9 protein-coding genes and 1 pseudogene are annotated in these 13,555 nt (G+C 54.4%); 9 read left to right on the forward strand and 1 reads right to left on the reverse strand.

What is annotated here, in order from left to right; translation table 11 throughout:
- Positions 1–22: 22 nt before the first annotated feature.
- The 4 genes from KE531_10280 to KE531_10295 all read left to right on the forward strand — a co-directional run bounded on the left by KE531_10280 (position 23) and on the right by KE531_10295 (position 3,220).
- Positions 23–1,132 (forward strand): GGDEF domain-containing protein, encoded by a 1,110-nt coding sequence (locus KE531_10280; protein ID MBR9953990.1) that lies wholly within the window; start codon positions 23–25, stop codon positions 1,130–1,132.
- A 100-nt stretch (positions 1,133–1,232) separates the two neighbouring features.
- The gene (locus KE531_10285; protein ID MBR9953991.1) at positions 1,233–2,690 is read left to right on the forward strand and encodes an MATE family efflux transporter; all 1,458 of its coding nucleotides are present in this window, start codon (positions 1,233–1,235) and stop codon (positions 2,688–2,690) included.
- A gap of 145 nt (positions 2,691–2,835) precedes the next feature.
- A complete protein-coding gene (locus KE531_10290) occupies positions 2,836–3,003 on the forward strand; it encodes a hypothetical protein (GenBank protein ID MBR9953992.1) in 168 nt (55 codons plus the stop codon).
- Entirely contained in the window at positions 2,966–3,220 is a 255-nt protein-coding gene (locus KE531_10295) for a hypothetical protein (protein MBR9953993.1), read from the forward strand. Before KE531_10290 ends, KE531_10295 begins: the two co-directional genes overlap by 38 nt.
- Positions 3,221–3,277: 57 nt before the next feature.
- Here the strand turns inward: KE531_10295 and KE531_10300 are convergent, their stop codons facing one another.
- Positions 3,278–7,534, reverse strand: a complete 4,257-nt coding sequence (locus KE531_10300; GenBank protein ID MBR9953994.1) for a 2-hydroxyacyl-CoA dehydratase — start codon at positions 7,532–7,534, stop codon at positions 3,278–3,280.
- 556 nt (positions 7,535–8,090) lie between these two features.
- On the opposite strand from KE531_10300, the pseudogene KE531_10305 reads away from it, so the two are divergent.
- The 5 genes and pseudogenes from KE531_10305 to bioD all read left to right on the forward strand — a co-directional run bounded on the left by KE531_10305 (position 8,091) and on the right by bioD (position 13,548).
- Positions 8,091–8,906: pseudogene (locus KE531_10305) on the forward strand (hypothetical protein).
- Between the two features lie 110 nt (positions 8,907–9,016).
- Positions 9,017–10,453, forward strand: coding sequence for a pyruvate kinase (gene pyk, locus KE531_10310; protein MBR9953995.1), 1,437 nt, complete (start codon positions 9,017–9,019; stop codon positions 10,451–10,453).
- 15 nt (positions 10,454–10,468) lie between these two features.
- Complete coding sequence (locus KE531_10315) at positions 10,469–11,737, forward strand: diaminopimelate decarboxylase (GenBank protein MBR9953996.1); 1,269 nt, start codon at positions 10,469–10,471, stop codon at positions 11,735–11,737.
- Positions 11,738–11,900: 163 nt separating this feature from the next.
- Positions 11,901–12,872, forward strand: a complete 972-nt coding sequence (gene bioB / locus KE531_10320; protein MBR9953997.1) for a biotin synthase BioB — start codon at positions 11,901–11,903, stop codon at positions 12,870–12,872.
- Positions 12,865–13,548: a dethiobiotin synthase gene (gene bioD / locus KE531_10325; GenBank protein MBR9953998.1), complete on the forward strand. Its 684-nt coding sequence runs from the start codon at positions 12,865–12,867 to the stop codon at positions 13,546–13,548. Before bioB ends, bioD begins: the two co-directional genes overlap by 8 nt.
- The last annotated feature ends 7 nt before the right edge of the window (positions 13,549–13,555 follow it).

Below are 13,555 nucleotides of genomic sequence, written 5' to 3' on the forward strand. Positions count from 1 at the left end.
ACCGGAACAGGAGGTGGGGATCATGATTACATTATGGACGTACATGAAGGAAGCCTGGGAAGAGCACGCCCGTTTCTTTAAGGAGGCGGCGCCCGGCATTGCGGAGGACAATCTCCGCATGGCGTTCGATGCCTGTGTGCGTACGATTGTGATCCTGATCCTGTTCCTTTTGACGACGCCCTTGATTATTCAGGGGTGGACGCCGAGCATCTATCATATTCTGTTCCTTCCGGCCAGTATGTTCTGCCTGCTTCTGTGCCTGTGGGGACGGGAGAGGAAGCTGAGGGAAAAAGGTTCCACAGCCATTTGTATTTTCTACATTTTTGTGACCTTTCTCTTCCTGTTCCTGATTGATACGTTCGGGACGCCGGAGAATCCGGCCTGCTTCATACCTGTGATTTACATGGGGATCCTGCCGCTATTTGCACTGCCGCTCTGGTTCTCCTACACGTTTATATTTTTTGTGGAGACGCTCTTTGTGGTGACTGTGCATGCCATGAAGCCGGCCTCGGTGGCGCAGTACGATATTTTTATCTCCCTGGTGGGAGCCGGATGCTCTGTGGCGCTTTTGAACCTGATGCTTTCGCTGCGCCTGAAGGCGTACTGGAAGCAGGTGGAATATAAAAGGATGAGTGAACAGGATGCCCTGTCCGGCATCTATAATAAGAGAGGCGGCATGGCTGCGTCTGCCCAGTATATTGCAGAGAATAATCCGAAGACCACATGCACGCTTTTAATTATTGATCTGGATGACTTTAAAAATGTCAATGACACCAAAGGCCATCAGGCCGGAGACCTGCTTCTTGGCTGTGTGGGAGAGCTCTTAAGAAAAGAATTCCGAAGCTCCGACATCATCGTGCGGTTCGGCGGCGACGAGTTTGTCATCCTGCTTAAGAACAACGCGTCGAGAACCATGGCAGAAAATAAGGCAAAGAAAATCCAGGCGGCCCTGCGGCAGCGGTCCATGGAACTTTTGGGAAGGCCGGTTACGTGCAGTATCGGCATTGGGCTGGCGGAGAAAACGGAAGTGGATTTTGAAAGCTTCTTTCATCAGGTGGACACGGCTCTCTATGATGCCAAGGGAGAGGACGGAAAGGGTCATATGGTCATACGGAATTATAAAAAGCCTTAAACGGCAGGGGCAGGCGCCCTGCGTCCGAACGTATTCGGGAAAAAGAAAAAGACGCCCGGTTTCTTATTTGCGGCGCCGTTTACAGGAGGAATGACAGAAAATGGAAAACGAAGAAAAGAACAGTGCTGCCGCGCCCAACAAGCTGGAGACGGGGAACATCTGGAGCCTGATGATCTCCCTTGCAATCCCGTCCATTGTGGCGCAGCTTGTGGGAATCCTTTACAACATGGTAGACCGGATGTTCATCGGCCATATCGAAAACGGTACGACAGCCATGGCGGCCTTAAGCGTATCTCTGCCGCTCATTACCTGCATCACGGCCTTTACGCGGCTTGTGGGCATCGGCGGCGCGCCGTTCTGTGCCATCAAAATGGGGCAGAAGGATCAGGACGGGGCCGAGGAAATCATGGGAGTGAGCTTTGCGTCCCTGATTGCCGTCGGCGCCGTCCTTACGGTTGTGATCCTGATCTTTCAGAAGCCGATTCTGCTTTTATTCGGGGCGGATGAGACGACCTTGTCCCTGGCCTGCGACTATGTGACGATCTACGCGTTGGGGACGATCTTCGTCATGATCTCCCTGGGCATGAATTCCTACATCACGACCCAGGGCTTTGCCCGCACCGGCATGTTTACCGTGTTGATCGGCGCCGTTTTAAACATTATTTTTGACGCATTTTTCATCAACGTCCTCCATATGGGCGTCAAGGGCGCAGCCATCGCCACGATCATCGCCCAGGGGATTTCCTGCGTCTGGGCGCTGTCGTTCCTGTTCGGGAAAAAGAGCCTTCTTAGGATGAGGCGGAAATATTTCCGGATTAAGAAAAAAGTGCTGCTTCCGATTATGGCGCTCGGCGTCTCGCCCTTTACCATGAGCGTGACCGAAAGCCTGATTCAGATCGCCTTCAACAACCAGCTTGCCAAATACGGCGGAACCATCGCCGTCGGCACCGTGGCGATCCTTTTCAGCCTCTGGCAGTTCATGTCCCTGCCGGTTCAGGGCTTCTGTCAGGGCGCGCAGCCCATCATCAGCTATAACTACGGCGCCGGGAATTTTTCCAGGGTGCGGAAGGCCTGCCGGATCAACATCGTGATCTGCCTGATTTTTGCGGCCTGCGTCACGTTTCTGATGACCGGCCTGCCGAAACTGTTCGCGCGGATCTTCAGCAGCGACCCGGACATGATCGAGCTTTGTTCCTGGGCGCTTCCGATCTACCTTGGCGGCGGCATCGTCTTCGGCGCCCAGACCGGCTGCCAGCAGTCGTTCATGGCTCTGGGGCAGGCGCGGATTTCCCTGATTATGGCATGCCTGCGGAAGGTGGTTTTAATTGCGCCGTTCATCTATATTTTCCCGGCTACGGTCGCAAAGTTTCCGTTTGCCGCGGCGGCCAGTGAATCGGTATCTCACATGGTGGAATATCCGGCGGAGGTGTTTGCCATCTTTTTTGCCGAGCCGGTGTCGGATATCACGGCGGCCATGTGTACGTCCATTGTATTTTATCTGTTCTACCGGAAGAAGCTATGCCGTCCGGATCAGGAAAAAAACGCTTACGAGGATTAAAAAAGTATGTTAAAATGAAGATACGGCGCGAAGGCGCAAAGGGATTCGATCCTTTGCGGGCCCTGCGCCGTATCTGTATTTTGCGGGACGGAGAAGGCAGAATGCAGATGGACACCGTTGACGGCCACCGAAAGTGAGGGAAAGGATGTTTGAAACTGGGGAGCTTGTGATTTATGACGATACAGGCGTCTGCCGTGTGGAAGAAATCGGACTGCCAGAGGGGCTTCCCGTGTCGGATAAGAAGAGAAAGTATTATACGCTGGCGCCGGTGTTCCATGGAGGAAAAATACCGTTCGGCCGTGAAAAGCCATGAATGTGAAGAACTGGTTCGTCTTATCAAGACTGTTTACTGGAAGAAAAAGGACTTGGCAAGCCGCAAGAAAAAGGCCGGCCGGCTGGACACCGAGTATATGGGCCGGGCGAAGCGGCTGCTTTATGAAGAGCTGGCCGCCGCTCTGGAAATCCCCGTCGGGAAGGTGGAGGACTACATTGCGGCGCGGGCAGAAGAAAACGGATACGGGGAAGAATAAAAACAGGATCGCATGACAGCCGTCACTGGCCGCCGTGCGATCCTATTTTTTATCATTTTATGATGCCGAATGCGGCATCTCATCCTTTAAGTTTTTCTGCGCCGTCGCCAGCATGAGCTTGATGCGGTTCAACTGGTTGACTTCACTGGCGCCCGGGTCATAGTCCACGGCGATGATGTTGGCGTTCGGGTACTCCTTCCGGAGTTCCTTGATAACGCCCTTGCCGACGATGTGGTTCGGCAGGCAGCCGAAGGGCTGGACGCAGACGATGTTCGGCACGCCGCCGTGAATCAGCTCCAGCATCTCGCCGGTCAAGAACCAGCCCTCGCCGGTCTGGTTCCCGAGGGAAACAAAGTCGTTTGCCATGACAGCCAGGTTGCGGATTTTCGCAGGCGGCGTAAAGTGACGGCTCTTTTCCAGGGCAATCCGTGCAGTCTTGCGGAAATACTCGAGGAGCGAGATTCCCATGTTGCAGAGATATGCCGTGGAGCGCTTCGTTCCCAGGTTGCTGGCCTTAAAGTTGCTGTTGTAGAAGCAGTACAGCAAAAAGTCCATGAGATCCGGCATCACAGCCTCTGCGCCCTCGGATTCCAGAAGCTCTACGATGTGGTTGTTGGCAAGGGGCGAGAACTTTACGAGGATCTCGCCGACGATGCCGACCCGCGGCTTTTTCACGTCGAGCCGCTCCAGATTGTCGAAATCATGGATGATTCCGCGGATATTCTTGGAGAAGCCGATCATGTCGGGCGCCTTCTTGGACAGCGCCTGGATGCAGATCTTTTTCCATTTCTCGTGAAGGGCGTCGGCAGAGCCAGGCACCTTCTCGTAGGGCCGTGTGGCGTACAAAACGCGCATGAACACGTCTCCGTAGACAACGGCCTGCATGGCCTTTGTGAGGAGCGGAGCCGTAATCGTAAAGCCCGGGTTCGTCTCCATACCGTTGGCATTTAAGGAAATGACGGGAACCTGCGGGATCCCGGCCTTTTCCAGGGCACGGCGGATGAAACCGATGTAGTTGGAGGCACGGCAGCCGCCGCCGGTCTGGCTCATGATGACAGCCGTGTGATCTAAGTCGTACTGGCCGGAAAGCAGCGCGTCCATGATCTGTCCGATGACGATTAAGGACGGGTAGCAGGCATCGTTATTCACGAATTTCAGGCCAGTATCTACGGCCGAACGGTCGTCGTTCTGGAGCACCACTAAATTGTAGCCGAAGTTGCGGACGGCCGGCTCCAGAAGGTCAAAGTGGATCGGCGACATCTGCGGGCAGAGAAGCGTGTAGGTTTTCCGCATCTCCTTTGTGAACAGCACGCGGTTGTAGGAGCTGTCGACAATTTTCCTTGTATATCGCTTTTCATCCCGGACACGGAGCGCCGAAATCAGCGAACGGATCCGGATCCTGGCGGCGCCAAGGTTGTTGACCTCGTCGATTTTTAAGACCGTGTAAATCTTTCCCGAGGAAGTCAGGATATCGTTTACCTGGTCGGTGGTGACGGCGTCGAGGCCGCAGCCAAAGGAGTTAAGCTGGATGAGATCCAGATTGTCTTTCGTCTTCACATAGCTTGCAGCCGCATAGAGCCGGGAGTGGTACATCCACTGGTCGGTGACAATAAGCGGGCGCTCCACCTTCCCAAGATGGGAGACGGAGTCCTCGGTGAGGACTGCAAAGCCGTAGGAGGCGATGAGATCCGGGATTCCGTGGTTGATTTCCGGATCCACATGGTAGGGACGGCCGGCCAGGACGATGCCGCGCTTTCCGGTCTCCTCCAGATAGGCGATGACCTCCTCGCCCTTCTTTTCGATGTCGTGCCTTGTATGTTCCAGCTCTTCCCATGCCTTGTGGGCAGCGGAGCGGATTTCACTGTCGGGAATCTGGAATTCCTTCTTAAACTCTTTCACGAGCTGCTTCGTGAGCACCTGCTCATCGGTGAAAGCCATGAACGGGTTCATGAATTTGATGTTCTGTTCCGCCAGCTCCTCCATGTTGTTTTTCACGTTCTCTGAGTAGGACGTGACAATGGGGCAGTTGTAATGGTTTCCTGCGCCGGGCACTTCCTTCCGCTCATACGGGATGCAGGGATAGAAGATAAACGGCACGTTCTGTTTGATGAGCCATGAAACATGGCCGTGCACCAGCTTTGCCGGATAGCATTCCGACTCGCTGGGGATCGTCTCAATGCCCAGCTCGTAAATCTGGCGGCTGGACTGGGGCGATAAGATGACCCGGAAGCCCAGCTCCCTAAAGAAGGTGGCCCAGAACGGGTAATTTTCGTAAAAATTCAGGACTCTCGGGATTCCCACGAGGCCGCGGTGGGCCTGGTCGGCCGGCAGCGGCTCATAGTCGAAGATCCTGTGATATTTATAATTGAACAGGTTCGGAATGTCGCGTTTTGCCTTGGAAATTCCGAGACCTCTCTCGCAGCGGTTCCCCGATATGTACTGGCGTCCGCCTTCAAACCGGTTGACCGTCAGGACACAGCTGTTGATGCAGCCGCGGCACCTGGTCATGGAGGTGGAGTAGGTCAGGCCAATGATTTTATCGAGGGACAGCATGGTTGACTCCTTCGGCTCATGCTGGTACCGCTCCCTTGCGATGAGGGCGGCGCCGAAAGCGCCCATGATGCCGGCGATATCCGGGCGGATGGCCTCGCAGCCGGCGATTTTTTCAAAGCTTCTTAAAACGGCGTCATTATAGAAGGTGCCGCCCTGGACGACTACGTTGTTTCCAAGGTCGCCGGCGGAAGTGATTTTAATTACCTTAAATAATGCGTTCTTGATGACCGAGTAGGCAAGACCGGCGGAAATGTCCGCCACGGACGCGCCTTCCTTCTGGGCCTGCTTGACGTTGGAGTTCATGAACACCGTACATCTCGTGCCCAGGTCGGTGGGATTTTTGGCAAACAGGGCTTCCTTTGCGAAGTCCTCCACGCTGAAGTTTAAGGATTTGGCGAAGGTCTCGATGAAGGAGCCGCAGCCGGAGGAACATGCCTCATTGAGCTGGACGCTGTCCACAGTGCCGTCCTTGATGCGGATGCACTTCATATCCTGGCCGCCGATGTCTAAAATACAGTCTACCTTCGGATCGAAGAACGCGGCCGCATAGTAGTGGGAGATGGTTTCCACCTCTCCCTCATCCAAAAGGAAAGCGGCCTTTAAAAGCGCCTCGCCGTAGCCGGTGGAACAGGAATAAGCGATTTTTGCCTCCGCAGGAAGAAGCTCTTTAATCTCCTTCATGGAGCGGATGGCCGTCGCCAGCGGGCTTCCGTTGTTGCTGCTGTAAAAGCTGTAAAGCAGGGAGCCGTCCTCGCCTACCAGGGCGATTTTCGTCGTGGTGGAGCCGGCGTCGATGCCTAAAAAGCAGTTCCCCTTATAGGTACTCAGGTCGCCGCGGCGCACCCTGCTGCGGTCGTGGCGCTCAGTGAAAGCCTGGTATTCCGCTTCATCCCGGAATAAAGGCTCCATCCGCTTGACCTCAAACTTCATCCGGATGCCGCCGGACAAGTCAGAAATCATTTTGCCGATGTCCTGAACCGGCTCCTCCTTGGCGTTCATGGCCGCGCCGACGGCTGCGAACAGGTGGGAGTGGTCAGGAGCGATAATCTGGTCGCCGCTTAAATTGAGCGTGCGGATAAAGGCGTTCCGCAGCTCCGAAAGGAAATGGAGCGGGCCGCCGAGGAAGGCCACGTTGCCGCGGATCGGCTTTCCGCAGGCCAGGCCGCTGATGGTCTGGTTGACGACAGCCTGAAAAATGGAGGCGGCCAGGTCTTCTCGCGTTGCCCCCTCATTGATTAACGGCTGAATATCAGACTTTGCAAAAACACCGCATCTGGCAGCAATCGGATAGATTGCCTTGTAATTTTTGGCATATTCGTTGAGGCCGGTGGCGTCCGTCTGGAGAAGCGACGCCATCTGGTCGATAAAAGAGCCGGTGCCGCCGGCGCAGATTCCGTTCATCCTCTGGTCGATGCCGCCGGTGAAGTAGATGATTTTGGCATCTTCCCCGCCAAGCTCGATGGCCACGTCTGTGCGCGGCGCATAGTCCTGAAGCGAGGTGGCTACGGCTACGACCTCCTGGATGAAAGGCACCTTTAAGTAGCTGGAGAGCGTAAGCCCTCCGGAACCAGTGATACTGGGGCGGATTTTGATGGGCCCGAGCGAATCCCTGCATTTTTTGAGGAGTGCAGACAGGGTTTCCTGGATGTTCGCAAAATGCCGCTCATAGTCCGCAAACAGAATGTGATTGTCCTCGTCAATCACAGCAATTTTAACCGTGGTGGAACCGATGTCGATTCCAAGCCGAAAACATTGATCCATGTGAGCGGGGATATCCCCTACCTCCTTTGTAATTGGGAATACAGCCGCCTTTTGGGGCGGTATGCCCCGGACGCCTGCATAAAAACACTACATTATACGAAGCTGCTTCCGGATAAAGAAGCAAAATAACAGCCCCATACTTCCAAATTCTGCATTTATATGGAAGAAAGGGCGTAAACTACGCACTCAGTATAGCACAAACAAAAAAGGATTACAATCGACAGAATGCGGATTCGCATGTTAAGAAACGGCAAAAATATGTAAAAAATGTGTTAAGATTCCAGGGCTGGAAGGAAGTGAAATGTCGGAACGCGGCGAGTCTCCTGTGTCCGCATGGCGCAGGCTCTTAAGAAATGCCATATAAATCCTTATCCTGAAAAAAAGCCGTTTCAAAGCGTTTGACAAAAGGAATAGAGTGGAATTATAATGTTGAATATCCATGGGCTGAAACCGGCGGAAAAGCGGCCGCCGGCCCGGGAGAGGCATCCGCCTGCGGCCTTCCATTCCGCGCGGCTTTCCTCTCCGCCTGCCATATTTTAAAGAAAGGATTCAGCATATGAACCTGCTCACAAAACTGGAACGGAAATTCGGGCGCTTTGCGATCCCGAATCTGATGTACTACATTGTCATCCTGTACGCCGTGGGCGTCATCATCCAGATGTTTGCGCCGGAAATCTACATCCGCTACCTGATGTTAGACGCGCGGGCGATCCTGCGCGGGCAGATCTGGCGGATTATTACCTTTATGATCTGGCCGCCGTCCACCAGCATGTTTTTCAACCTGATAGCTATCTATCTGTATTACAACCTTGGAACGACCCTTGAGCACGTCTGGGGAACCTTCCGGTTCAATTTGTACCTGTTTATGGGGATCCTGGGCCATGTGCTTGCGGCGCTCATCATCTATCTGATGACTGGTTCCGTCTATATCCTGACGACGGAATACCTGAACTTTTCACTGTTTTTCGCATTCGCCGCCACGTTCCCGGATATGCAGTTCCTATTATTTTTCGTGATTCCCATCAAGGCCAAGTGGCTGGCGCTTTTTGACGGGGCATACTTTATTTACGGGCTTGTCTTCGGAAGCCCGGCAACCCGCGTGGCAATTTTCATGTCCCTTTTGAACTTCGTCGTGTATTTCGCCATGTCCAGAGGCGGAAAATACAACCCGAAGGAGATCAAGAGGAAGCATGATTTTAAAGCACAGACGGAAAAGGCCGCCCAGACAGCAAGAAAAACGGGCCGCCATAAATGCGCCGTCTGCGGCAGGACAGAACTCGACGACCCGAATCTTGTTTTCCGCTTCTGTTCCAAGTGCGAGGGAGACTACGAATACTGCCAGGATCATCTTTATACGCACCAGCATGTGACCCGCGGCGGCATGGATCCCCGCCAGGGCGGAAACGTGATCCACGGGAGATTTTCCCAGGACGGCGGAAACAGCAGCGGCACACAAACTTAACAGGAGGCAGACAGTTTAAAATGAAAAAGACAAAAATCATCTGTACAATGGGACCAAACAGCGACAACATGGAGATCATGAAGCAGCTCGTGTTAAACGGAATGGATGTGGCACGGTTCAACTTCTCCCACGGCGACCATGAAGAGCATAGAAAACGCCTTCTCAAGCTCCGCGAGGCGGCGGATGAGGCCGGCATCCCGGTGGCTGCGCTCCTTGACACCAAAGGGCCGGAAATCCGTACCGGCGTTTTAAAGGACGGGAAAAAAGTGACGCTTTCCGAAGGGAACACCTTTGTCCTCACGACAGAGGAAATCGTCGGAGACGAAAAGAAGGTGCACATCAATTATAACGGCCTCAACGACGACGTGGCCGCCGGAAACAGGATTCTCATCGACGACGGCCTCATCGAGCTCTGCGTCGAGAAAATCGAAGGGCCGGAAATTGTCTGTCGCGTCGTCAACGGCGGAGAGCTGGGCGAGAGAAAGGGCGTCAACGTGCCGAACGTGAAGATCAAGCTTCCGGCCCTGACGGAAAAAGATAAGGAAGACATCCGTTTCGGAATCGAAATGGGCTTTGACTATATCGCCGCCTCCTTCATCCGGACGGCCGACGCAATCCGGGAAATCCGGGCAATCCTCAATGAAAACGGTTCCTCCATGGGCATCATCGCAAAGATTGAGAATGCCGAGGGACTGGAACATCTGGATGAAATCATCGAAGCCAGCGACGGCATCATGGTAGCCAGAGGCGACCTGGGCGTGGAGATTCCCGCAGAAAAAGTGCCGTTCCTTCAGAAGATGATGATTGAAAAGTGCAGCGAGGCCTGCAAGCCGGTCATTACGGCGACCCAGATGCTAGACTCCATGATCCGCAACCCGCGCCCGACCCGTGCCGAGGTGACGGACGTGGCAAACGCTGTCTACGACGGAACGGACGTCGTCATGCTGTCCGGCGAGACGGCCAACGGAAAATATCCGGTGGAGGCCTTAAAGATGATGGCGCAGATCGTCGAGGAGACCGAGTCCCATCTGGACGACGCTTTCTTTAAGAGAAGACGCGTTTTAGGCGATGACAGCCACAGCATTTCCAACGCCGTCTGCTATTCCTCTGTGACGACGGCAAGGAACCTGGGAGCCAAAGTCATCATCGCGCCGAGCATCAGCGGCTACACCGCGAGGATGTTATCCAAATGGCATCCGAAGACCATGGTAATCGGCATGTCCCCGAGCCTTTCCACGGTTCGCAAGATGCAGCTTTACTGGGGCGTCCATCCGTTCCAGGCGAAGCGCGAGGACTCCACGGATACCCTGATTATGAATTCCATCGACCTGCTGAAGGAAAAAGGCATCGTGAAGGAAGGCGACCTGGCCGTCGTCACGGCCGGAGTTTTAAGCCATTCCAGACGGCACGAGCCGGCAACCTCAACCAACATCATGCGGGTAGTAAACGTAGACTAGAAGGAGAAAATACACATGGAAAAAAGACCGTTTGTCACCAGGGAACAGCTTGAGAAAATCGCAGAGACGTATCCGACGCCCTTTTATCTCTATGATGAAAAGGGAATCCGGGAAAATGCAGAGCGCCTGAAGGCGGCATTTTCCTGGAACAAGGGCTTCCGGGAGTATTTTGCGGTGAAGGCCACCCCGAATCCGTTCATTTTAAATATCTTAAAGGAGTACGGCTTCGGAACCGACTGCTCCTCTGAGACAGAGCTTCTGATGTCGAAGGCCTGCGGCTTTACGGGACATCATGTCATGTTTTCGTCCAACGACACGCCGCCTGCGGAGTTTAAGCTGGCGGACGACATGGGCGCCATCATCAACCTGGATGACATCACCCATATTGAGTGCCTGGAAAAGGTTCTCGGGAAGATCCCGGAAACCATCTGCTGCCGCTTTAACCCCGGCGGAGTCTTTAAAATCAGCAACGATATCATGGACAACCCCGGCGACGCCAAGTACGGCATGACGAGAGAACAGATCGCCGAGGCCTACAAGATTCTCAAGTCCAAGGGCGCAAAGCACTTCGGCATCCATGCGTTCCTTGCAAGCAATACTGTGACGAACGAGTATTATCCGCTGCTGGCCAAGATTCTTTTTGAACTGGCGGCAGAGTTAAAGGAAGAGACTGGCGCAGACATCCGCTTCATCAACCTGTCCGGCGGCATTGGAATCCCCTACCGCCCGGATCAGGAGCCCAACGACATCATGGCCATCGGCGAGGGCGTGAGAAAGGCCTACGAGGAAGTCCTCGTGCCGGCCGGCATGGGCGATGTGGCAATCTTCACGGAGCTTGGCCGGTTCATGCTGGCGCCCTACGGCTGCCTTGTGACCCGCGCCATCCATGAAAAGCACACCTACAAAGAGTACATCGGCGTGGACGCCTGCGCGGTGAACCTGATGCGCCCGGCCATGTACGGCGCCTACCATCACATCACGGTCATGGGAAAGGAGGACGCGCCCTGCGACCACAAGTACGACATCACCGGCTCCCTCTGCGAGAACAACGACAAGTTTGCCATCGACAGGATGCTGCCGAAGATTGACATGGGCGACCTTCTCGTGCTTCATGACACCGGCGCCCACGGCTTTTCCATGGGCTACAATTATAACGGCAAGTTAAAGAGCGCGGAGCTGCTTTTAAAAGAAGACGGAAGCGTCCAGATGATCCGCCGGGCAGAGACCGTGAAAGACTACTTTGCTACCTTTGATTTCTGTGATATTTTAAAGAGCGTGGAATAAAAGACAGAGAGCCGCCGTGTCTGTAACTGTGAAAGCAGGGTGCAGGCGTGCGGCTCTTTTTGTCTGCCCATATTGTCAACCAATAAAGATAGAATGGGTTGACAATACTGCGGCCGTATGCTATGCTGGTTTCCAGTAAAAAAAGAACAGGATGTGACCCATTATGACAATCACGATGACATTAACCGAAAAGGTTTTAAACGGCGGCCAGATCACTGAAGAAGAGGCCTTAAAGCTTTACGGGGAGCCGCTTGAGGAGCTCTGCGAAAGCGCCGATAGGATCCGCCGTCATTTCTGCGGCAGCCGGTTCGATCTCTGTACGATTATCAACGGAAAAAGCGGCCGCTGTTCGGAAAACTGCCGGTTCTGTGCCCAGTCGGCCCACAACCACACCGGCGTGACGGAATATCCGCTGCTTCCGGACGATGAAATTGTGGCTCAGGCAAAGAGAGACCATGAGCAGGGCGTCCTGCGCTACTCCATCGTCACCTCGGGGAAACGGTTGTCCGACGGGGAAGTGGAGCGGATGTGCGGCGTGATCCGCCGGATCCGGAGCGAGGTGGGCATCCATGTATGCGTATCCTTCGGCCTGCTGAACGAAGAGCAGTACCGGAAGTTAAAGGAGGCAGGCGCCTCCCGGGTACATAACAACCTGGAAACCTCCGGAGAGAATTTCGCCAATGTCTGTACGACCCACACCTTTGACGACAAGATAAACGCGATCCGTGCCGCCCAGGCAGCCGGCCTTGCGGTTTGCAGCGGCGGGATTATGGGCCTCGGCGAGACGCCGAAGGATCGGATCAGCATGGCCATGAGCCTCAGAGAGCTGGGCATTAAGAGCGTCCCTGTCAACATGTTAAACCCGATCCCGGGAACTCCCTTTGAAAAGAATCCGCGCCTGACGGCGGACGACATGAGGCGGATTGTGGCGGTTTACCGTTTTATCCTGCCGGAGGCGTCCATCCGTCTCGCAGGCGGCAGAGGGCTTCTTGAGGATAAGGGAAAGGGCTGCTTTGTCTCCGGCGCCAACGCGGCGATTTCCGGCGACATGCTGACGACGGCCGGCATTACGACGAAGACCGACCTGGAAATGCTTGAGGAACTGGGATACGAGGTGAAGCTTTGCAATGAGTAAGAATCTTTTTATCACGGGAACAGGCACCGATATGGGAAAGACCTATATCACAGGCCTGATTTTAAAAAAATTTCAGGAAAACGGAAAAAAGGCGGCTTATTTTAAGGCGGCCATGAGCGGAAACGAAAAGCGGCTGGACGGAAGCCTGATTCCGGGGGATGCCCTTCATGTAAAGACGGTCTCCGGTATCGGAGAATCGCTTGAGGAGATGTGCCCATACGTCTATGAGACGGCCGTTTCGCCCCATCTGGCGGCGCAGATTGAGGGAAACCCGGTGGAGCTTGAAACGGTGCTCCAGGCTTTTGACTCGGTCTGCGGGAATTATGACTATGTGACGGCCGAGGGCTCCGGCGGGATCCTCTGCCCCCTGCGGTTCGATGAGACGAAGCTGTGGCTTGAGGATTTCATAAAGGCCAGGGATTTAAACTGCCTGATCGTGGCGGATGCAGGCCTCGGCACCATCAACTCCGTTGTGCTGACGGCGGAATACATGAAGGAGCGGGGCATTGCGGCAAAGGGCATTCTTTTCAATCATTATGATGATAAAAACCTGCTCCACCGGGACAACCGGTTCATGTGCGAATACATGACAGGCCTTAAGGTTCTGGCCTGCGTAAAGGACGGCGGCACAGAGCTTGACATCCCCTTTGAGGAGCTGGAAGCATTATACGAATAAGACGGAG

It is taken from the genome of Eubacteriaceae bacterium Marseille-Q4139, assembly GCA_018223415.1.
Taxonomy (GTDB): domain Bacteria; phylum Bacillota; class Clostridia; order Lachnospirales; family Lachnospiraceae; genus CABSIM01.